Origin of the sequence: Lactobacillus pasteurii DSM 23907 = CRBIP 24.76 (assembly GCF_000297025.1) — a bacterium.
Lineage (GTDB): Bacteria > Bacillota > Bacilli > Lactobacillales > Lactobacillaceae > Lactobacillus > Lactobacillus pasteurii.
Window position 1 is genome coordinate 41,239 of the sequence record NZ_CAKD01000013.1, and the last position, 21,757, is coordinate 62,995.

At 39.2% G+C, this 21,757-nt stretch carries 26 protein-coding genes; 9 read left to right on the top strand and 17 right to left on the bottom strand.

Translation table 11 applies throughout. The features are described from left to right. The first annotated feature begins 61 nt into the window (after positions 1-61). The 4 genes from BN53_RS02870 (at position 62) to BN53_RS02885 (ending at position 4,846) form a co-directional block, all read left to right on the top strand. Positions 62-1,150: a BMP family lipoprotein gene (locus tag BN53_RS02870; RefSeq protein WP_009559408.1), complete on the top strand. Its 1,089-nt coding sequence runs from the start codon at positions 62-64 to the stop codon at positions 1,148-1,150. A gap of 97 nt (positions 1,151-1,247) precedes the next feature. Beyond that, positions 1,248-2,792 (top strand): ABC transporter ATP-binding protein, encoded by a 1,545-nt coding sequence (locus BN53_RS02875; RefSeq protein WP_009559409.1) that lies wholly within the window; start codon positions 1,248-1,250, stop codon positions 2,790-2,792. Further along, positions 2,785-3,888: an ABC transporter permease gene (locus BN53_RS02880; RefSeq protein ID WP_009559410.1), complete on the top strand. Its 1,104-nt coding sequence runs from the start codon at positions 2,785-2,787 to the stop codon at positions 3,886-3,888. The genes BN53_RS02875 and BN53_RS02880 overlap by 8 nt, the downstream gene beginning before the upstream one ends. A gap of 1 nt (position 3,889) precedes the next feature. Then, positions 3,890-4,846, top strand: a complete 957-nt coding sequence (locus tag BN53_RS02885; protein WP_009559411.1) for an ABC transporter permease — start codon at positions 3,890-3,892, stop codon at positions 4,844-4,846. A gap of 77 nt (positions 4,847-4,923) precedes the next feature. Here the strand turns inward: BN53_RS02885 and BN53_RS02890 are convergent, their stop codons facing one another. From BN53_RS02890 to pplA, 7 genes are all read right to left on the bottom strand, one after another. Beyond that, positions 4,924-5,850 carry an L-lactate dehydrogenase gene (locus BN53_RS02890; protein WP_009559412.1) on the bottom strand — a complete coding sequence of 309 codons (927 nt, stop codon included), beginning with the start codon at positions 5,848-5,850 and terminating at the stop codon, positions 4,924-4,926. 97 nt (positions 5,851-5,947) lie between these two features. Next, entirely contained in the window at positions 5,948-6,454 is a 507-nt protein-coding gene (locus BN53_RS02895) for a YbhB/YbcL family Raf kinase inhibitor-like protein (protein WP_040537292.1), read from the bottom strand. 9 nt (positions 6,455-6,463) lie between these two features. After that, positions 6,464-7,162: a DUF4097 family beta strand repeat-containing protein gene (locus tag BN53_RS02900; RefSeq protein WP_009559414.1), complete on the bottom strand. Its 699-nt coding sequence runs from the start codon at positions 7,160-7,162 to the stop codon at positions 6,464-6,466. Positions 7,163-7,425: 263 nt separating this feature from the next. Beyond that, on the bottom strand, positions 7,426-7,689 hold the full coding sequence (locus tag BN53_RS02905; RefSeq protein WP_009559415.1) for a hypothetical protein: 264 nt from the start codon (positions 7,687-7,689) through the stop codon (positions 7,426-7,428). Positions 7,690-7,858: 169 nt separating this feature from the next. Beyond that, the gene (locus BN53_RS02910) at positions 7,859-8,077 is read right to left on the bottom strand and encodes a hypothetical protein (protein ID WP_009559416.1); all 219 of its coding nucleotides are present in this window, start codon (positions 8,075-8,077) and stop codon (positions 7,859-7,861) included. 96 nt (positions 8,078-8,173) lie between these two features. Beyond that, positions 8,174-9,256: an FAD:protein FMN transferase gene (locus BN53_RS02915; RefSeq protein WP_009559417.1), complete on the bottom strand. Its 1,083-nt coding sequence runs from the start codon at positions 9,254-9,256 to the stop codon at positions 8,174-8,176. A 77-nt stretch (positions 9,257-9,333) separates the two neighbouring features. Then, entirely contained in the window at positions 9,334-10,266 is a 933-nt protein-coding gene (pplA, locus tag BN53_RS02920; protein WP_009559418.1) for an extracellular electron transfer flavoprotein PplA, read from the bottom strand. 295 nt (positions 10,267-10,561) lie between these two features. Here pplA and BN53_RS02925 point away from each other — a divergent pair, with 295 nt between their 5' ends. From BN53_RS02925 to BN53_RS02940, 4 genes are read left to right on the top strand one after another with little or no spacing between them, the layout of a single operon-like run. Then, positions 10,562-12,460, top strand: coding sequence for an NAD(P)/FAD-dependent oxidoreductase (locus tag BN53_RS02925; RefSeq protein WP_009559419.1), 1,899 nt, complete (start codon positions 10,562-10,564; stop codon positions 12,458-12,460). 60 nt (positions 12,461-12,520) lie between these two features. Beyond that, positions 12,521-12,943, top strand: a complete 423-nt coding sequence (locus tag BN53_RS02930; RefSeq protein ID WP_009559420.1) for a NusG domain II-containing protein — start codon at positions 12,521-12,523, stop codon at positions 12,941-12,943. Then, positions 12,940-13,494: a Gx transporter family protein gene (locus BN53_RS02935; protein ID WP_009559421.1), complete on the top strand. Its 555-nt coding sequence runs from the start codon at positions 12,940-12,942 to the stop codon at positions 13,492-13,494. The genes BN53_RS02930 and BN53_RS02935 overlap by 4 nt, the downstream gene beginning before the upstream one ends. Continuing rightward, positions 13,494-14,480: a polyprenyl synthetase family protein gene (locus tag BN53_RS02940; protein ID WP_009559422.1), complete on the top strand. Its 987-nt coding sequence runs from the start codon at positions 13,494-13,496 to the stop codon at positions 14,478-14,480. The genes BN53_RS02935 and BN53_RS02940 overlap by 1 nt, the downstream gene beginning before the upstream one ends. A 48-nt stretch (positions 14,481-14,528) precedes the next feature. On the opposite strand, the gene BN53_RS02945 is transcribed toward BN53_RS02940, so the two are convergent. After that, positions 14,529-14,843: a hypothetical protein gene (locus BN53_RS02945; RefSeq protein ID WP_009559423.1), complete on the bottom strand. Its 315-nt coding sequence runs from the start codon at positions 14,841-14,843 to the stop codon at positions 14,529-14,531. Positions 14,844-14,922: 79 nt separating this feature from the next. Next, the gene (locus tag BN53_RS02950) at positions 14,923-15,537 is read right to left on the bottom strand and encodes a sugar O-acetyltransferase (protein ID WP_009559424.1); all 615 of its coding nucleotides are present in this window, start codon (positions 15,535-15,537) and stop codon (positions 14,923-14,925) included. A gap of 316 nt (positions 15,538-15,853) precedes the next feature. On the opposite strand from BN53_RS02950, the gene BN53_RS02955 reads away from it, so the two are divergent. Next, positions 15,854-16,081 carry a cytochrome b5 domain-containing protein gene (locus BN53_RS02955; RefSeq protein WP_009559425.1) on the top strand — a complete coding sequence of 76 codons (228 nt, stop codon included), beginning with the start codon at positions 15,854-15,856 and terminating at the stop codon, positions 16,079-16,081. Positions 16,082-16,263: 182 nt separating this feature from the next. Here BN53_RS02955 and BN53_RS02960 read toward each other — a convergent pair whose 3' ends face one another. The 8 genes from BN53_RS02960 to BN53_RS02990 all read right to left on the bottom strand — a co-directional run bounded on the left by BN53_RS02960 (position 16,264) and on the right by BN53_RS02990 (position 21,624). Next, complete coding sequence (locus BN53_RS02960) at positions 16,264-16,473, bottom strand: hypothetical protein (protein WP_009559426.1); 210 nt, start codon at positions 16,471-16,473, stop codon at positions 16,264-16,266. 231 nt (positions 16,474-16,704) lie between these two features. Then, a complete protein-coding gene (locus BN53_RS09570; protein WP_009559427.1) occupies positions 16,705-16,857 on the bottom strand; it encodes a hypothetical protein in 153 nt (50 codons plus the stop codon). 165 nt (positions 16,858-17,022) lie between these two features. Beyond that, positions 17,023-17,781, bottom strand: a complete 759-nt coding sequence (locus BN53_RS02965) for an ABC transporter ATP-binding protein (RefSeq protein ID WP_009559428.1) — start codon at positions 17,779-17,781, stop codon at positions 17,023-17,025. Then, positions 17,768-18,700 carry a FecCD family ABC transporter permease gene (locus tag BN53_RS02970; protein ID WP_009559429.1) on the bottom strand — a complete coding sequence of 311 codons (933 nt, stop codon included), beginning with the start codon at positions 18,698-18,700 and terminating at the stop codon, positions 17,768-17,770. The genes BN53_RS02965 and BN53_RS02970 overlap by 14 nt, the downstream gene beginning before the upstream one ends. 1 nt (position 18,701) lies before the next feature. After that, a complete protein-coding gene (gene isdE / locus BN53_RS02975) occupies positions 18,702-19,583 on the bottom strand; it encodes a heme ABC transporter substrate-binding protein IsdE (protein WP_009559430.1) in 882 nt (293 codons plus the stop codon). Further along, a complete protein-coding gene (locus BN53_RS02980) occupies positions 19,570-20,373 on the bottom strand; it encodes an NEAT domain-containing protein (RefSeq protein WP_009559431.1) in 804 nt (267 codons plus the stop codon). The genes isdE and BN53_RS02980 overlap by 14 nt, the downstream gene beginning before the upstream one ends. After that, entirely contained in the window at positions 20,370-20,987 is a 618-nt protein-coding gene (locus tag BN53_RS02985; RefSeq protein ID WP_009559432.1) for a hypothetical protein, read from the bottom strand. The genes BN53_RS02980 and BN53_RS02985 overlap by 4 nt, the downstream gene beginning before the upstream one ends. A 139-nt stretch (positions 20,988-21,126) precedes the next feature. After that, entirely contained in the window at positions 21,127-21,624 is a 498-nt protein-coding gene (locus tag BN53_RS02990) for a hypothetical protein (RefSeq protein WP_194073725.1), read from the bottom strand. Positions 21,625-21,757 lie beyond the last annotated feature (133 nt).

The following is a 21,757-nucleotide window of genomic DNA, read 5'->3' on the forward strand; positions in this document are numbered from 1 at the left end:
TTCGGATCAAATGATAGTATAATATTGAAAACGTTCGTGTTATCATTTTCGGAGGAATATTATGAACTCGCAACTTAAGAAGATTTTTTCTTTTGGTTTAGTTATGACAGCAGTTGGTTTAACTCTTACTGCTTGTTCTGGTAAGAAGCAAGGTGGTTCAGGCAATAGCAGTAGTGATACTTCTAAATCTGTTGCCCTAATCACCGACTCTAACGGTGTTGATGACCACTCATTTAACCAAGCTGCCTGGAAAGGTTTCCAAGAGTACGGAAAAGAACATGGTCTTAAGCAAGGTAAAGGTGGCTACCAATACTTCGAATCAAGTAGTGCTAGTGACTTCACTCCTAACTTGAACCAAGCTGCCAGTGCCGGCTACCAAACCATCTACGGTGTTGGTTACATGTTAGCTGACTCAGTTAAGGCTTCTGCCAAGAAGAATCCAAAGAAGAACTTCGTAATTATCGATAGTGTTGTTCCTGGCAAGAACGTTGCTTCTGCCACTTTCAAGAGTAACGAAGCTTCATACTTGGGTGGTTTAGCCGCTGCTTACACTACTAAGACTAACAAGGTTGGTTTTATTGGTGGTGCTAAATCAACCATTATCGATTTGTTCGAAGCTGGATTCAAGCAAGGTGTAGCCGACGGTGCTAAGGCTCTTAACAAGAAGATCACCGTTCAAACTCAATACATCGGTAACTTCACTTCAACTGACAAGGCTAAGTCAATTGCTCAATCAATGTACGCTAACAAGGCAGACATCATCTACCAAGCTGCTGGTAACGCAGGTAACGGTGTCTTCCAAGAAGCTAAGGACCTTAACACTACTCGCTCAGTTGACAAGAAAGTTTGGGTTATCGGGGTTGACGTTGACCAAGCAAATCTTGGTAACTACACTGCTAAAGGTGGTCAAAAGTCTAACTTTACTTTGACTTCTGTTTTGAAGGGTCTTGATGTTGCTGTTAAGTCAATTGCTAACGACGCATACAAGGGCAAGTTCCCTGGTGGCAAGCACTTAGTTTACTCATTAAAGGGCAACGGTGTTTCAATTACCAAGGGTAACCTTTCAAGTTCAACTTGGACAGCTGTTCAAAAAGCTAGAACTCAAATCATCAATGGAAAGATCAAGGTTGCTACTTCCCCATCCAAGTAGTTTATAAATCATCCAATATACTTTTATCTAAATAAGTCTAACAAGTTAGCAGGCTGGGACTAGCGTCCCAGCTTTTTTAATAGAAAGAATTGCAGCTATGAACCAAGAAAATCAAAGCATTATTGAAATGCGACATATCGTCAAAGATTTTAATGGCTTCAAAGCCAACGACGATATCAATTTAACCCTAAAAAAAGGCGAGATCTTGGCACTGTTAGGCGAAAATGGTGCCGGCAAGTCTACTCTAATGAGTATTCTTTCCGGTCTGCTGGAACCAACTAGTGGTGAAATTTTGGTCCGTCAAGAAAAAGTAGAAATCAAAAATCCAACTGTAGCCAAAGACCTAGGAATCGGTATGGTGCACCAGCACTTTATGCTAGCTAATGCCTTTAGCGTTTTGGAAAATATTATCCTTGGCTATGAACCAACCAAGGGTCTTAAACTAGATTTCAAAACCGCTAAAAAGCAAATTTTCGAACTATCTCAGCGCTACGGCTTAACCGTTGACCCTAATGCCAGAATCTCTGACATTACTGTGGCTCAACAACAAAGAACGGAAATTCTAAAAGTGCTCTACCGCGGAGCCGACATCTTAATTTTCGATGAGCCTACTGCCGTTTTGACCCCGCAAGAAATTACTGAATTCATCAAAATCTTGAAAGGTCTGGCCAAAGAAGGAAAATCAATCATCTTGATCACTCACAAGCTTGACGAAATCAAGGCTGTAGCTGACCGCGTTACTGTTATCCGCGCCGGCAAGAGTGTGGGAACCTTCGTAGTTAAAGATGTGTCAGATGAAAAGTTAGCCGAATTGATGGTTGGTCGCCACGTTCAAATGAACCTTGATAAAGAAGAAGCACATTTAGGCAAGACTATTTTGCAAGTCAATGACTTAAAAGTTAAGGAAAGCCGGGGTAACTTAGCGGTCAAAGGATTATCATTTAAAATTAAATCAGGCGAAATCCTTGGAATTGCCGGAATCGATGGCAACGGACAAGATGAATTAGTTGAAGCCCTGACTGGTCTTAGAAAAGTCGAAAGCGGCAATGTTTTGATTAAAGGAGAAGATCTAACGAATCAAAAAGCCCGCAAGATTACCGAATCAGGCGTATCCAGCATCCCTGCTGACCGGCAAAAATACGGCTTGATCCTGCCATTAACCTTGGCTGAGAACCTAGCTTTGCAAACCTACTATCAAGAACCATATTCCAAGCACGGAATCATGAACTTCCCGGCAATTCATCAACATGCCAAAGAATTGATCAAGAAGTTCGATGTTAGAACAACTAGCGAAAACTTGGCTGCCGGCGAATTATCCGGTGGTAACCAGCAAAAATTGATCATCGCCCGCGAGCTTGATCGGGGCAGCGATCTAATCATCGCCTTCCAGCCAACTCGTGGTTTGGACGTAGGTGCAATTGAATACATCCATAAACAATTGTTAGCCGAAAGAGATGCCGGCAAGGCAATTTTGCTTATCTCTTACGAATTGAGCGAAATTATGCAATTGTCTGATCGAATTCTAGTTCTTCACGACGGCAAAAAATCTGGTGAAGTTCGTCCAGAAAGCACTAGTGAGACTGAATTAGGTTTGTTAATGACCGGTGTAAACAAAGGAAAAGAAGGTGCTAGTCGTGTTTAAAGTCTCTGCCAAAGCCAAAAGCATCTTAGTCCCTATTATTTCGGTTCTTGCCGGATTCTTGGTTGGGGCAATCATCATGCTTATTTGGGCTTACAATCCAATTGAGGGCTACACTTCAATGTTTGAAAGTGCCCTAGGAAATATGAACGGAATTGGTGAAACTATCCGTGAAGCCACACCATTGATCTTTGTAGCAATTGGTTTTTCAATCGCTTCAACAGCTGGCTTTTTCAACATCGGTTTGCCTGGTCAAGCACAAGCTGGTTGGCTAAGCTCCATCTGGTTCGTTTTGGCTCATCCTAATATGCCAAAGGCGATTTTGTTGCCATTAGCAATTATCATCGGGGCCTTAGCTGGCGCAATCGTTGCTGGTATTGCTGGTTTGCTTAGAGCATATTTTGGTACTAACGAAGTTATTTCTACTATCATGCTTAACTACATCGTACTCTACTCTAGCCAATACTTGATGCAACAAGTCATGTCCAGCAAGCTCAGAGTAGATACCGATACTACCAAGACTATCCCTGCTAACGGTTCGCTTCATATTCCATGGCTTAGCGAAATGTTTGGTAGTTCAAGAATTAGTGCTGGTATCTTCATTGCTTTAATCGCAATTGTCATTTACTGGTTCTTAATGAAGAAAACTACTGTCGGTTTTGAAATTAAAGCTGTCGGAATGAACCCATTTGCTTCACGCTATGCCGGAATGTCCGATAAGAAGAATATCGTCGTTTCCATGCTTTTATCTGGTGCCTTTGCCGGACTTGGCGGGGTGGTTCAAGGACTTGGAACTTACCAAAATTACTTCACCCAAACTGCCAGCGTTGATATTGGTTGGGATGGCTTATCCGTTGCCCTTCTAGGTGGCGGTACAGCAGCCGGCATTTTGATCGCTGCCATTCTTTTCTCCATCCTTAAAATCGGTGGCCTAGGGATGCAGACCATGGCCGGTATTCCTTATGAAATCGTCTCAATCGTTATTGCTGCTATTATCTTTTTCGTGGCAATCAACTACGTAATCGGCCTATTGTTCAAAGATAAGAAGTCTCCAGCAGCCAAAATAAGCGCCGATAAGTCAGAGCAAGGAGGGGAATAACATGAACTTTATATCTATGATGGCACTGATTGTGTCTTCAACTTTAGTTTATTCTGCACCATTGATCTTCGCCTCCTTAGGTGGAGTTTACAGTGAAAATTCCGGTGTCGTTAACATTGGTCTTGAAGGTATTATGACGATGGGAGCATTCTCATCAGTAATCTTCAACCTAACTTTCGCTGATTCGCTTGGCCGATTAACGCCTTGGCTTGGCGCATTAGTTGGCGGACTTGTAGGAATCATCTTCGCTCTTTTTCACGCAATTGCCACAATTAATCTCCGTGCTGATCACGTTATTTCTGGTACGGTGTTAAACTTGATGGCTCCACCTTTAGGTGTTTTCTTGATTAAAGCTATCTATGACAAAGGTCAAACTGAAAACATTACTGCTAACTTCGGTTACTACAGTTTTCCAGGCTTATCAAAGATTCCAGTGATTGGACCGATCTTTTTCACTAATACGTCTGCCCCAGCTTGGTGCGGAATCTTGATCGCCATCCTCTTATGGTGGATCTTGTACAAGACTCGCTTTGGCCTAGAGCTTCGCTCATCTGGTGAAAACCCACAAGCAGCCGACACAATGGGTGTCAACGTCTACTTGATGCGCTACTGTGGCGTACTTATCTCTGGCTTTTTAGCCGGAATCGGCGGTGCTGTTTTTGCTCAAGCAATTGCTGGTAACTTCTCCGTTTCAACAATTGTTGGGCAAGGATTTATGGCCCTAGCTGCGGTTATCTTTGGTAAATGGAACCCATTAGGTGCTATGCTCTCATCGCTTTTCTTTGGCTTTGCCCAAAGTTTGAGTATTATTGGTAGCCAGTTGCCACTGATTTCCAAGATTCCATCAGTTTACATGCAAATTGCCCCATATGTAATTACCATTGTAGTTCTAGTAGCCTTTCTTGGTAAGTCCACTGCCCCAGCTGGCGATGGTCAAAACTACATCAAGAGCAAATAATTTATCTGATAAACAAAAGGAAACTTTGCCCCATTTGAGCAAAGTTTCCTTTTTGTCTTTTTACAATTTTTGTCTTTTTACAATTCGATTGATGCCAAAGCTTCAGCCATCTTGTCAGCTGAGAATTGCATCTTGGCTTGTTCTTGATCTGTCAAAGGTGTTTGGATTACTTCTACGATTCCACGACCATCAATTACGGCAGGAGTACCCAAGTACAAGTTATGCTTAATACCATATTCGCCATCAATAGGAGCGGAAACAGGCAAGCAGATTGCCTTATTTTCAAGAATTGACTTAACGATTTGCGTCAACATCATAGCTACACCGTAGTAAGTAGCTCCCTTGTTAGCGATAATCTTGCCACCCTTTTTGCGAATTTCGGTTTCAATTTCTTCGAGTACTTCATCAGTCAATTCTTCAAAAGAACGCAATGGCTTATCGCCAATCATAGCTTCTTGAAAGTTTTCAAAGGAAGTATCGCCGTGTTCACCCAAAACCATGGCATAAACATCTGTAACTGGTACATTCAAGCGCTTAGAAATTTCTACGCGCAAACGCATAGAGTCTAATGAAGTTCCTGTACCAATTACTCTGCTCTTAGGAAAGCCTGAGAGCTTTTGGGTTAAAGTAGTCAAAATGTCCACTGGGTTAGCGGATACAACGAAAACGCCTTTAAAGCCTGAATCAACTACTGGCTTGACAATGCTTTGCAAAATCTTGACATTCTTAGCAATCAAGTCTAAACGAGTTTCGCCAGGTTTTCTTGGAACACCGGCAGTAATTACGCAGACATCTGCATCGCCAGCTTCTGAATACTCGCCAGTACGAACTTTGGTATTACCAGTAAAAGGAGTAATATCTTCAATATCAAGCGTATCGCCAAAGGCTCTATCCTTTGCAACATCGCAAATAACCAATTCATCTACTTGTACATTTTGTAACAAATCATTAGCGAAGGTTGATCCAACAGCACCATCGCCGACTAAAAATACTTTTCTTCCCATAAAGAAGTCCTTTCAATTATCAATTTGTTTACGCTTACACAAGTATTTTACTCTTTTTTTAAAAAATAACCAACTTTCGTTGGTTATTTTAAAAATTTTAAACTCTACTTAATAATTCTACGCTAGCCTTAGCCAAAATGTGACCATCAAGCGCCCTTCTAAATTCATTTAAGTAAAAGCCTTCTGGCAGGTCTAATTCGCGATCTAAGGCGTAAATAGTCAAGGCATAGTAATGATCCCTGTCAGGTGGTTGCGGGCCTGTATAGCCGTTTATAATTGCATCTGACTTAGGCAAAAACTTACTGCCATTGCTATTTCTTCCCTGAATCATTGGAATTGTCTTTTGTCTACTTGCATCTGCCGGAATCATCACTTGATCAGCTGGAATATTAGCTGCTAGCCAATGAATCCACACAAAACCGCAGACTGGAACTGAATCATAGTCTCGGAAATAAATTGCATAAGATTTAGTAGCTGCTGGAGCATCTTTAATCTCAATTGGAAAACTTTTAGCAGGTTTGCCAGCAACCATATCTTCGTCTGTAGCATATTTTCCAAATTCATCTGCCAAATAATCATTATTCAATGGAACTGATATCTTCATCATCTGCACCTACCTTATAAGATTGTTACCGTTAATAGTTTCTAGCACAAATATATTATCATAATCTTGCGCAACTTCATAATTATCCGACACCCGAGTTATTCCATCAATCGCCGAATATTTCAGTTTAGTAATCGGCGTCTTTCTAACAGAATTATTGCCGCTAATAGTATAAAGTTCGCCAACATTCTTAATTCTACAATTACTGATATCGTTATTACCAGTCTTCAATCTTGATTCTAAATAAGTAAAGCTAGTTCGGTTGATATTACAGTTCCCACTAACTGTCTTAATCTCGCCATCTTCAATCTGGCAATTACTAATAAAAACGTTCCCGCTAGAACTCTTAGTTTCTAATTCTTCAACAGATAGTCCCTGCAACTTACTATCTCCGCTAATAAGTTGCAATTGTACTTCTTCAAGTCTCATCTGTTTAGGAACTGTCACCTCTAAAAAATTCTCTGTTCCTGTTTTCACACTAAGTAATAGAAACCGATAAGGTTTTTTAGGACCAACAATAGTCGCTCTTTCATCGCCAATTTTTACATTTGGAATCAAATCCTTAGGGCCATGGAATCTAATTTCAAATGCATCTCCAGATACAATACTCAAATCTTGCGATGTTAAACTAATATTAAGTTTATTGAAAGGCTGAGTGGACAGTATTTTTTCAACTTTATTAACCCTTTTACCGTCAATTATCAGCATAATAGGTATCCTTTCGTGCACATACACCTGCTACCTTCATTTTACTACAAATATATTAAATAAAAACAGTTTTTAGTAAAATATTTACATTTGCCGGTGTAGACCAAAGATTTTTATAGCAAAATATAACAACCATCTTTGATTATAGTACAAATAAATCCCGTCCTTATCGCATTAGAGCTGCTTTACCATAACATTTTGATACATCGATTCTAATTTTGAGCAATAAAAAATGCCGGCATCTTCAGCCGACATTTTTAAATTTATCTAAACTTAACGCATTTTGAGTGTACATTCTTGAGTCTAGCCCAATCATTAATAAATAACGCACCAAACGCAAAAATCATAATTATCCCGACAAAAATCATTCCAAATGCCATCATATTAGCATCTAAAGCATAATTGGTCACATCGAAATCACTTGTCTCAGTCATTTGTAGTACCAATCCTGAAAACAACATGGCTAACCCATCGAAAGTTAGGAAGCCACATAGAATTGTCAGGATCGTCGTTTTGGATAGCTTCATCTAACCATGTCCTTTCTTTATTTATAATTACAGGATTATACACCTCTTTTGTAAAGATGCAAGTATCTAATTTTAAAAATTTTCTAAACATTAAAAATTTCATAACGCCAAACGTAAAAAAGCACTGCCTCAAGAGGCAATGCTTTTGCAAGTTTTTTAGAACTTATAATTAATACTCGATTGGTTTGTATGGACGATTGATTGCATCTGCTGTAGGCTTAATCTTTTCGTCTTTTTCTTCTTCAACTTCTTCAATTGGAGAAACGCCACGGTCTTCGTCTTCGATGTCTTCTACGACTTCAGACTTTTTGTGAAGCAATTTAATTGCAGCATATCCTGCACCGATACCAGCAATAACTGCACCTGCACCTACTAAAGCTTTTTTCATAATAATGCACCTCGTATTCCTAAAACATTTTTCTTAACTCTTATTATAAGCGCTTTCTGCAAAATAATATATACCTGTAAACAATTTGTAGCAAAATTATTTCAGTTCCTCTAGCTTGTAGCCACTGTCTTTAAAGAGTTTAAATTTATCTTTTAAGCCACTAGTAACATAGACTTTGCGGTCTCTGGTAATAAAGATCGCATCTGTGCCTTTTTTAGCTTCAATGTACTGATAGCCCTTTTTCAAGCCTTTATCAAAAGTTGCCGTCGACAAGGCATCCCCATCGACCGAATTCTTAGTAATGATTGAAACACCCATCAAATTATTTTGGAAAGGATAACCCGTTTTGGGATTCATCAAGTGGCTATAAACCGTCTTGCCAACCTTCAGATAGCGCTCATAAATCCCAGAAGTTACGATCGTCTTATTCATTCCAGGTAAAGAACCAATCGCTGTTCCGCGACTTCTCTTAGGATCTTGAATACCCACAGTCCAGTTGCTGTGGTTAGTAGGCGAAACTCCAAGAACATAGACATTTCCGCCTAGGTCAATAATTGCGCTAGTTACCCCATCTTTTTGCAAGACTTGCTTAACTTGATCGGTAATAAAGCCCTTGGCGATTCCGCCCAAATCTAGCTTCATGCCCTTTTTCTTAAGGTAAACTGTTTGCTTATCAGCATTTAAAACCACCTGATGGTAGTCAACTAATGGCAAGCGAGCAGAAATTTCCTTTTGACTTGGCTTTCTTGCATCTGGAAAACCAATTCGCCATAGACTAGTGATCGGTCCAATTGCCATATCAAAGGAATCATCAGAATTTTGACTGTAGTAATAAGCCTTTTGACACAAGTCAAAGACGTCTTTTGAAACTTTGACAGGTTTAATTCCCGCTTGAGCGTTGATTTTGTCGACTTCGCTTCCCTTTTGGTTGACCGTTATTTTGTCAGCTAATTCTTTAATTCGATCAAAGCCATCTTCTAGCGCCTTACTCTTTTTCTTATTGTAGATTTTAATCGTGCAGACCGTTCCCATTAAAAATTGCGTATCCTCAGTTGGGGTGGTCGTTAATTGCGTTTTTGGCTCGGCTTCTTTTTTGCTTTGCGTACTGCAGGCGCTCATGGGCACAACGAGCATCAATACTAGCAAGATAGTTAGAAATATTTTGCTTCTTTGCTTCATTTTTCTTTCCTTATAAAAGTTGCGTGCGGCAACTGCCCCACGCAACTATTCTTTATTAAACTCTCTAGAAAATCAAACTATTCCTTAGTTACAATGTTGTCGACAATAATGGTCTTAGTGTCGCCTTTTTGAGCAGCATTCATTAATTGTTCAACATATGAAATAAAGTCGTTTGAGGAATGAGTAGCACCTGAAACTACTTGAACCTTTTCCATGTTGCCCTTAGCATCCATGAATTCCTTAGCTAACTTAGGAATGTATTCCTTTGGACCGACGCCATTAACCTTCTTCATGGCCTTTTCATACTTAGCATCCTTAGTCTTAGACATACCATCTTTGTTGATTTGATCGTACTTCAAGTCGGCAACTTTACCCTTCTTGACTACTAAAGTGAAGACTTGACGATAACCGTTGTAGTAGTTCTTTTGTTCAAGCTTGTAAGTACCATCCTTCATTGGCTTATTGTTGTTGATATGGATGGTGTCAGTGTCACCCTTTTGAGCAGCTTGAACTAATTGGTTGATGTAGTTTCTCATAGTCAAAGTTGAGCTAGTTGCACCTGAAACTACTTGAACGCCAGATGAGTTGCTGCCGTTGTCTGCAAATTCCTTAGCTAACTTAGGAATGTATTCCTTTGGTCCAATCTTGACGAACTTCTTCATTTGCTTTTCGTAAGCAGCATCATCAGCCTTAGACTTGCCATCCTTATTAACATTGTCATATGAAGTCTTGGTAATCTTGCCATCCTTGACAGTCATTGACATTACAACCTTGTAGCCGTTGTAGTAGTTGTCTTCTTCAAGCTTGTAAGTACCATCCTTAAGATCTGCACCGGCAATCTTCTTAACATTAGTGGTCTTAGCTTTTTCTGATGAAGTCTTCTTGCTAGTTTGACTAGTCTTTGCAGAAGAATCTGAGCCACTCTTTGACGCAGTAGTTGAACATGCTCCTAGCATCATAGCTGATAAAGCGATAACTGATGCACTATACAATATGTTTTTTGCTTTCATAATTTAAACATCCCTATCCTAACATTACTAAAAATTACACATTATTGTGTACTACTTCACACATCCAAATTATAGAATAACCGTGACAGTAATGCAATAATTAATTGCCTATTTATTCTAATTGTGTCCGCTTTCTATTAGTTTTGAATGAATTCTATAATCATTACCTCATTTGATATATTGTGAAAAATATTGCTGATTATCCTTTATTAAAGCTAGTAGCTTTTGTATAATAAGAGTGTGTCTTATATCAAAATGAGTAAGAAAAGTTTTGACTTAAAGAGGGGATGGGCAAATGACCCAAACAAATATTGTTATCGTCGGTGGTGGCTTTGGCGGTCTATATACTGCTAAGCACCTCGCAAAGAAGTTAAAGAAGAATAAGGATGTCAAAATTACTCTAGTGGACAAAAACCCACATATGACTATGATGACTTCCTTACATGAAGTAGCGGCAAACCGTGTTCAAGCTAACAGTCTTAAGTATGATTTGCAACGTCTATTTTCACGTAGAAAGAACGTTGATGTCGTAACTGACGAAATTACTAAGATTGATCAAGAAAAGAAGCTAGTTGTTGGTAAATATGGCTCTTATCCATATGACTACACTGTTTTAGCAATTGGTTCTCAGCCAAATGATTTTGGCACTCCTGGCGTCAAGGAACATGGCTTTACTTTAGGTAGCCTTGATGATGCCGAAAAGTTGCGCGACCATATTGACTTGATGGTTCACTTAGGTGCTAGAGAACGCGACCCAGAAAAGAGAAAGCAATACTTGAACTTCGTAATCGTAGGTACTGGCTTTACTGGAACTGAAATGGCTGGTGAACTTAATTCCTGGCGTCCAGAATTAGCTAAGAAATACAACTTAGATGCTGACGAAATCAAGATCACTATGATGGAAATGGCACCAACTGTCATGAACATGCTTGACCGTGCAGATGCTGCTAAAGCACAAGGCTACATGGAAAAGCATGGCGTAGATATCCGCGTCAACACTGGGGTTGTCGGCGTTCATGAAGACTACGTCGACTTAAAAGACGGCTCAACTTTCCCAACTAGAACCTTGATTTGGACAGCCGGCGTTAAGGCGGTTGATTCAGCTAAGGACTTTGGTTTTGAAACTGCTAGAGCTGGTAGAATCGTAGTTAATGAATATTCTCAATTGCCAAATGATCCACACGTTTATGTGATCGGTGACGTGGCAATGTACGATTCTAATGGTTCTGGTCGTGGTGAGCCACAAGTTGTTCAAGGAGCAGAGTCTGCCGGTAAATGCGCCTTTAAGAACATTTTGGCCCAAATCAACGGTGGCGAGCCTGTCAAGTTCAAGGGTACTTATTCTGGATTCATGGTTTCAGTCGGGCCTGCTTGGGGTGTTGCCTCATTAGTCAACACTTTCCACTTGAGCGGATTCTTCGCTATCTTGATGAAAGATATGGTGGACATGATCTACCTAATCCAAATCTACTCAGCTTACTACCTCTTCCACTACATTATGGATGAATGGTTCAGAATTAAGCGTCCAACCTTATGGCGTGGCAACCTTAACCGCTACGGCAATGTATTATGGACAGTACCACTAAGAATTTTCCTTGGTATGATGTGGCTAGTTGACTGCTGGTACAAAGTACAAGGCTCTGGTTCTTGGTTCAGCAACAAATTGCAGCTCCACTTCCCATGGCTTGTGCAAGCTGCAACTAGTGGTGCAAGCAACAAGGCTGCTGCTACATCAGCTGCTTCAGGCAAAGCTGCCTCTACCGCAGCTGCTGCAGCAAGATTCTCATTCAACTATGACTACGGTCATTCACCAATGCCTGTCTTTGACCAAATGCCTAGTTGGGTACAGTCAATGACCAAGGTGGTTATTCCAAATAAGGAAACTGCCCTATTTGCACAAAAGTTCATGACTTGCTTTGAAATTTTACTAGGCGTTTTGCTAGTTATCGGCCTTTGCACTTGGTTTGCTGGTGCAATGAGCGCCATCTTCGTTGCTATTTTCTGCTTGTCAGGAATGAACTACTGGGTAAATGTTTGGATGATCTTCGCCGCTATTGCTGTTATGAACGGTTCTGGCCGTGCATTTGGATTAGATATGTGGTTTGTCCCATGGCTTGAAAAGACTCTAGGCAAGGCAAGATATGGTATTCTGCGGCCGATCTATTATGTCGACAAGAACGGTATTAAGAATTAAGACTTATTCTTCAAACAGTCTAGGATATGATCCTGGGCTGTTTTGTATTTAGGGACCGCTATGCATATACTGAAAAAACTGAAAATTGGCGACTATGTCATTATTTTAGCCTTGCTTGTACTTAGTTTTTTTCCATTGAAATATCTCTCAAACAAGCAAGCACCAACTGATGCGAAGAAAATGCAATTATATGCAGTAATTCGTGTCAATAATCAAACTGTCAAAAAAATAAGCCTAGCTCACAATACTGTTTGGCGGTTTAATAAGGATGGCGAAGAAAATACAGTTGAAGTTAAAAATCAGCGAATTCGCGTGGTTTATGCTAACTGCAAGGACCAATTGTGCGTCAAGCAGGGATGGAAAGATTCTGCTGGACAAACAATCGTCTGTCTTCCCCATAAATTTTTGATAGAAATTAAGAATGGAGATAAATCAAAAGATTCTTCAAACAAGAAATTTGATCACACATTAGTTAATCCATGATTCAAAATAATAAAGAACTCGAAAGATATGTCTTTGTTGGCATTTTGTGTGCCCAAGGAATAATTATCGGATTATTTGAACAAAGCTTTCCACCTATTTTTGCCTTTGCACCCGGAGCCAAATTAGGACTAACTAATATCATCACTCTACTGGCGCTAATAATTCTACCTTTTAGAGATTGCCTCTTGCTGACCTTCCTTCGGGTCACAATTACAGCATTAATTTCAGGTGGAGTTTCAACTTTTATCTATGCTGCAACTGGCGCCTTTTTAAGCCTGTTTTTGATGAAGTTATTCCTATTTGCCTACCCCAAATTTGTGAGTCTAATCGGAGTATCCGTAATCGGTGGCGTTAGTCACAACTTTGGTCAATTGCTAATCGCCTCGCTAATTGCTCAAAGCAAGTATCTGTTGCTATATTTGCCTATTTTAACGCTTTCGGGCATTATAGCTGGGATCTTAGTTGGAACCGGCGTTAGCTATTTATTGCGCTACGTGAAGGCATTATCGTTTGTTCAAAAAAATTTGCTCATTAACAGAAAGGTAAATTAATGCAAGAATTTGCATACTGGCAGGACATGCCAGCTTTGAAAAAGAATTTAGAAAAGGTCCAAGAGATCATTCTTGACCAGATAAAAATGGCTGACGGCGACCTGGGAGAAGCTATTCGCTATAACTTTGCCGTAGCTGGAAAAGAATTGCGACCTGCTTTTGTGATTCTATTTGGCGAAATGGGAAGAAAAAACAAAGGCCAGCGAATTTTAAACATTGCTAGCTCCGTTGAAATCTTGCATAATGCGACCTTGATTCATGATGATATTATCGATGAATCTCCCATGAGACGTGGTCGCAGTTCGATTCAAGCAAAATATGGCAAGCATATCGCCCTTTACGCTGGAGACTACTTGTTTGCTCTTTCATTGCAACTACTCTGCCAAAATACTTCCAAAATTACCAGCCTAAGAATCAACAGCAAGGCTATGCAGGAAATTTTGTCTGGCGAAACCTCTCAATTTAGCAACGAATACAACCTAGAAATTACAACTGAACAATATTTGTTGCAAATTAAGGGTAAGACCGCTATTCTCTTTGCCTATGCTTGCTATATCGGAGCGATTGAAGGTGGATTGCCACTATCATTGGCACGCAAGGCACAGAAGTTTGGCGAATTGGTTGGTTCAGCCTTTCAATTACGGGATGATATTTTGGACTATACGTCTAATAGCGATGTCTTTAAAAAGCCCGTCTTGCAAGATGTCGTTAATGGCGTTTATTCTGGGCCATTGATCTTTGCCCTAGCCAAAGACAAGACGAATGAATTACACGACTTAGTCAAAGTTGGCAAGGATCTATCTGCCGAGCAGCTGAATAGAATTGACCAGTTAGTAACTGAACTAGGTGGGATCAAGCAAGCTCAAAGCTTGGTAGAGCAATATACAAACAAAGCCTTAGCAATTTTAGAAGAAAACTTTAGCCAATACCCTGCTAGCAAGAACTTGGCTCATATTGCCAAATCTCTACTTGAAAGACAGGTATAAAAATAAGATCAGGATTTTTCTTTTTGAATCCTGATCTTATTTTGTTAACTAAGCTTTCTTGGTCTTCTTGGTAAAGCCGAAAATAAATTGGAACACTGTCAATGCAATGAAGAAGTACAAGGCATAGACAACGCCAGCAATTTGTCCTTGGATTGAAGCAAACCAGTACCACTGCCCGCCTTCAGTACTATAGATTAAATAGATAATTGCTAAGGCAATTGTACTTAAGGCATCAATAATTGCAAAAATCCAAAGATTTCCATTTTCGTGCTTACTCATATAAATTAAGGACCAAGCTAATGACCATAAGCCCCATAAAGTTGCAGCAACTACTACAACCCAATAAAATACTGTTGCAAACATCTGCAATCCCCCCTATATACACCTATATTTTATCATAGTTGGAGGCGTTTTACAGTGAGTTGTTTGAAAAATATTCAAATTAATAAGGCATCCCTTCAAGTCGATCCTCATCAGTGATTTGACGGACTACTTTTGCTGGTACTCCTACCGCTAGCGAATTATCTGGAATATCTTTAGTCACGACGCTGCCAGCACCGATTACGCAACCCTTGCCAATTGTTACTCCTGGGCAAACTGTGACGCCACTTGCTAGCCAGCAATCATCGCCAATCGTGATTGGCGCGCCATATTCGATATCGTCGAACTTACCATCTGCTTGCACTCTAGCCCTTCTTTGCTCAGCAACTAAGGGATGCAAAGGTGTAGCTAAAGTCACATTAGGCCCAAACATGACATTGTTGCCAATCGTAATTGGGCAGGTGTCTAAAACTGTCAAATTAAAGTTAGCATAACAATTTTCGCCAAAATGCGTAAAACGACCATAGTCAAACTGAATTGGCCCCTGCAAATATAGGCCCTTGCCATGATCTGGACAAAGCTCATCTAGAATTTTGTTTCTTTGCTCTGTTTCAGTATCGGGTAATTGATTGTATTCCCAAGATAAACGATGAGCCCTTCTACTAAAGGATCTAAGTTCATCGGTTCCCGGACGATATGGCTTGCCCGCTAGCATGTTTAAAGTATTTTCTTCCATCAAAAATCACTCCAAAATCATAGAATTAAATAAACGCACTATAAATACGAATATCTCATATCCATAGTGCGCTTTCAAAAATAAAATTGATGTTTTGTTTGATCATATCTTTCACCATGACAGTCGTGTGAAAAAATTGGTTTATTTATGACTACGTTTGTTATTATAACCTATTTTCCAAAACTATGAAAGTGTTTTCATACTTATTTTTACAATGTTTTAAAAAAATAAATAAATTGATTCAAAATATTTGCTTATTTGGTGACACGGTGTTACTATTAGCTTGTAAAGTTAAGAAAAGAAAGAAGGATGTCTCATGCAAGAATTCACTATTGAAGAATTAGCTAAATTTGATGGTAAAGATGGTCACGAAGCTTACGTTGCTGTTGACGGCAAGGTTTATGATGTAACTGGTAACCCACATTGGCAAGGTGGTGAACACCACGGCAATCTTGCTGGTCACGACGTGACTAAGGCTTTAGAAGTTTCACCACATGGAACTCGCGTTCTTGCTGGTCTTAAACAAGTTGGCGTATTAAAATAGCTATCTGTTTGCATATCTTATATTTACTGTTCTCATTAATATGCTAGCTTGGCTAGTTGATCAATTACCTAGGTTTACTAGTCGCATAGATAGTGGCTTTATTTTTAGAATCAGATCTTCGGATCTGATTTTTTTATTACATAAAAATAGCCAGGACTAACAAGGTCCTGACTAATTAACAATTAGAAAAACGAAACTATGATCAAGATTACACCTACAATAGTAAAAATGCCTGCTGCGATGTAACCAAACCACAAGCCAAAGCCCCACCATTGGTTGCTAGTAGTGGTCTTAGAACCAGTGTTCAATTTCAAATAGTTTTGTGTATGACGGAAAGCGTAAAGTCCGCCAAGAAGTAATAAAACTCCAATTACTAAATATGCAATATTCATAATTCCTACCTCATATTCCTTATTCAATAGCTAAACTTATCAAATACAATAAGCCTAGCTTCAAATTACATACACATTATACTACCCCCCAATAAAAATACAGCAAATGTACCAATCTGGTAGGTTTTTGTACCTATTTGGTATTTGAGATACAGAATAAGTACAAAAACTTAAAACCTAAAAAGTGCTAGAAACCACGTTACTGAAAATGTTGATTTCTAGCACTTCCAACTAATTACCCTTATTAATTGTAGGTATGTACTTAGATCCAATAATCAAGCAAGCAGCAAAAGCAATTAATATCCAAAGTATAGGATCAACCTTTGAATGCGAACCAACAGTTTTTGTCCATAACATATCTTTAGAAAAATCATCTTTTTCCATTTTTAATACCTATAATTTTCTTTCCCTTCGACTCACAAGCTATACTAGCACTACATTTTTCTCTTTTGGCCAAAAGTACCTATCTGGTCAGTTTTTGGACTTATTTGGTAAACTAAAAATCTGTACTAAAAAAGATCGAACCTTTCGACTCGATCTAATTCTGAACTATAATTGCTGGAAAAACTTGCCATCTTCAGTTTCAATAATCCGGCAATTGATATCAAAACTTTCTTTGACATTAGCCTCGGTAATTACTTCTTCAGGTAAGCCCTGGCTTTTTATTTTGCCCTGACTAAGCAAAACAACTTGATCGCTATAGTGAAGCGCCTGATTCAAATCATGCAAAATCATACAAATAGTTAATTTGGTAGTTTGATTTAAATTTTTTAACAAGGTCAAAAATCTCATCTGAAAGTGCAAATCCAGATATGTCGTTGGCTCATCCAAGAATAAGTAACGTGGCTGCTGAGCTAAGGCTAATCCCAGCCAAACACGTTGTTGCTGACCGCCAGAAAGCTGCGAGACCAACTTATTTTTAACTGGTTCAAGTTCCAAATATTCAATCACTTGCTTGATTATTTCATCTTGATTATCGATTTCTTTAGTTAAGCCGACATATGGCAATCTGCCCATTTTGATTAGCTCTTCAACCGTCAAATCATCATAGAGATCATTTTTTTGATGAACAATTGCAACTTCTTTGGCAAAGTCGCGAGCCGGATATTGCCAGATGTCTTTATCTGCCAATAAAACTTGACCAGAATCCGCTTTTTGCGACCTGGTGAGCAATTTAAACAAAGTTGATTTGCCTGAACCATTGGGGCCAATTAGCGTGGTGATTTGATGTTCAGCTAGCTTGATCGAGACATCATCGAGGATTTGCTTTTTACCATATGAAAAATTGATATTTTTAGCTTCTAACATCCCTCTTACCTCGATTCATACTTAGCAAAATAACAATCATCATCGGACCACCAATAATCGCTAGCAAAGTTCCAGCCGCAATTTCATTTGGTGGGTTAATTGTTCTTCCTAGCGTATCGACAAACAGCATCAACCAGCTCCCTGCCATAATCGAAAAAGTTGTCAATTTTTGATAATCATGGCCTAAAATAGCTCTTCCAACTTGTGGCACGATAATGCCAATAAAGGCTAATACCCCGCAACATGCTGTCGTCACACCTGCCAAAAAGACCGCTAAAAGCAAAAGAACTAAACGAATAAAACTCGCCGAAATTCCTAATGAACTCAATTGTTCATCGCTAACCTTCAGATAATTAGCCCAATTAGCTAAAACAAGTGCTATGATCAAGCCGATGATTCCACTAATAGTCAAAATCAAAGTCGAGCTCCAACTGCTAGTCGCTAAGCTGCTGCTAGCCTTGCTGGTGACGACTTCTGCAATTCCAGTAAATACTGCATTGATAGCCACACCAACGATAATCAATCTAAATGGGTCAAAGTATTTTTGAAATTGAATCAATAGCACAAACGCAACTAAAGCGCCTAAAACAGCAGCTAAAGTTTTACCAATGAAAAACGCCGGAAAGAGAATGCCAAACAAAGTCTGAAATAAACCAGCGGCTGACGATACCCCCATAATACCCGGATCAGCTATTGGATTGCGAAAAGCGGCTTGAAAAAACAAACCGCTAATCGACAAGGCTGCGCCAGCTACTAAGGCAGAAACAATTCTTGGCAATCTAATATTCAATAGCAAATTCAAATCCGTCTGACTCATACTAGTTAGTGAAATATTGCTTGCTCCGTGACTTAGCGCAAAATAAAGCGTTGCTATGATCATCATAGTCAACAAGCTATAGGTTATTACCGCTTTTTTCATCTTAATTCTCCGGATATAGTAGCTGACTTAATTTCTTAATTGCCTTGGAAACTTCCATATTCGCAGAAGCGTTAAAAGTTGGTTGCTTTAAATCATAAACTTTTCCTTCTTTAACCGCCTTCATCTTTTTCCAAACAGGATTACTCTTAAATTCCTGCTTAAACTGCGGAATCGTTACCTTTGGCATGGCATGTGACAAGCGCAAGATCAGATCCGGGTTTTGCTTAGCTAATGATTCATTGCTTGGATTTAAGTAAATTTGACTCTTAGATTTATATAAATTTTCCCCGCCAGCTAAACGTACCAAGTCGCCTAAGTAAGACTTATTAGTCAAAATTAAATATCCTGCACCAGGTAATCCCATCAAAATCAACACCTTTGGTTTTTGACCATGGATGCGTGCTTTAGCCTTAGCTACAGCTTCATCAATTATTTTGATCTGCTGTTCGGCCTGCTTTTGACGATAATATTCCTTGCCCAAACTAGTTAGGGTCGACTTTAAAGCAGCTACGGAATCAAGATTAAGATAAGTAACGTCAACGCTTTGTTCTTTAAAGGATTGATCATATTGGTCTTTTAGCGTTGATACAGCGTATACCTTGGTTGGGTTGAGCGAAGCAATCTTCTCAACGCTCGGATTCATTGGATTTCCCACCTTAGGCAATTTGCGATATCTTGCTGGCAAGCTAGCTTCAGTTGAAGGTACGCCTGCCAAATTAACATCCAACTTATCAAAAATTTCCGTAATAGCTACCGTAGTAGCGACGATTTTTTCATTATTAGCAACTTTTTGATCGATATATTTCTTGCCAAAAAATGCTCCCGCAATAACTAGCCCTAACAAAACGACTAGTCCGATAATTAATCCACTATGCTTCTTCATGCTTTCCTCTTGAACCTGCCGGCTTAATTCCAAAAACAAAGAACACCGCCGCTACAATTAGAATTATTAGGTTCAAAATACCTCCCAAAATTAAGTAGTAAAACATCTTCTGATTTTTTTCGTTAGCTTGACGATTTTTTAAATTCTGTTTAGCTTGCGCTTCTGCCAAGACCATTTGCCGTTTCTTGACATCCTTTGATTGCTTTTTGGCTTGAGCCATGATGGCTTCTAGTTGCTTATCATTTGGACTAGCTGCTTGACTCGTTTGCTTTTTAGTGCTGGATTGTTTGACTGGAGTAACTACTTTCTTAGCAGTTTTTGTTTGACTCTTACTACTATTAGCGCTAGTAGTTAGCTTAGGCAAAGCAGTTTGATCAAACTTGAAGCTTACCATATGAGTAGCCTTGTAGATATTTGGTACATCAATCTTTATCTGACTTGAAATCATTCGATTTAAGTTAGAGCTTCTAAAGGCGTAGCGATAATCATAGTCAGACCCATGCCGAGTCTTAGTCACATTCATCGGACTTTGGCCGTCAATGCTGATAACTTTAACTGGCCAAGGACTCAAGCTCTTCTTAGTCCGAATAGTCATTGTCACTAAATATTCCCCACCAGAAACCTCAACTTGAGCTGGAGTAACGTAGTAAGTCGTAGCCATTGAAGTTTCTTTAGTGTGATATTTGTAAGTATGATAGTTAACATCCGCAGCCATTGTCTGCTTAGAAAATAGCGCTAGCCCCGTCGCCATCACAGCGAGGGTCAAAATGTACTTTAAAACTTTCTTCATTCTTTATCCTTTCGCGTTCTCTTTTTACGGAAAATAATTGCCCAGGAAATAATTACCAAATCTAAGCACGCAAAAATGCCAATAACAGGCAAAAAAGGATAAGAAATCAATGGAACTTCTGCTAAAGTCGCCTGCTTTTTCACTGCATACTTGCCCAATTCTTTTTGTTTTTTCGCAAGATTAAATGGAATCGTCTTAGTTTTGGTCGATTTTTTTGAAGCAGCGTTATTTTTTCTTGCAGCTTCTTCTACGACCGGATTTTTAACCGGAGTATTTGCGACTTGTTCAATCTGTTTAGTTGTTTTTTCTTTTGAAACCTTGCCTGCAGATGATTTAGACTTAGCAGTCTTTTTAGGCACAGTTGCTGCATTTTCAAGTGCTTGGTCAAACACATACCATACCTTATACTTCTGATGCTGCATCCCTAGGCTAGGAACAGAATACTCTAACTCTCCTGAAAAAGGCTTAGTTAACTGATCAATAGAACTGATGCTAGTTTCTACTATCCAAATATCAAAATCCCCTTCAGTCTTTTCCGTCAAGTTAGTGATCGGACCCACTGACATCGATAGTGGCTTAAAGACCACTAAGTCATGTTTTGCCTTGATGGTCATTATTAGGCGATATTTGTTACCCTCTTTTAGCAGTTCCGCTTTGTGCGTGTAGTATTCATCAGCGATTGATAAAGACTTTTTATCCTCTTTGTAGACGTGATAATTTAAAGTTTGCTCTGCTAGGTCTGGCTGAATTTTGCTAGCTGTTACTAACGCTTTTTAATTTGCCAAACTTAATCCAAGCTGGTTCTGACATTTTTCCGCCAAAATCAATCGTTACTTGCATCTTTACCCAGCCGTTGTTCTTGAAAGCTTTAGATGAAAAAATAAAGTCGAAACTAGATTTATCCTTTGATACATTAGCCTTTTTGCCCTTTACACCATTAAGGCTTAAAGCCTTGACGATCTTATCAACGTTTTGACCCTTGCCCATGGAACTACCATTGCCATCAACATGAACGATCACTTGACTAACCTTTTTATTCTTTAGGACAACTTTTGCCTTAGTTCCGATAAAGCCACGTGAAATCGAAGCTTTGTGACTTTTATGGTTTTTGCTATACTTATAAGCCAACATACTCACTGTTTGTGTGGTTTGAGTTGCCGCCTGAACTGTTGAAATATTTGACTCAGTCATAAAAACTGGCGTTGTTAAAGCTAAAATCGCACCCACTGATGCAACTTTTAATATATTCATTCTCATACTAATTTCTCCTAATCTCATTTATTGACTATTATACTGGTTAAAAGACAATCAAGCAAACGGTTTCAAATGTGACACAATGTCACTAGTATCAAGGGTTATGCCTGTTATTTTATATTTTAAAAAT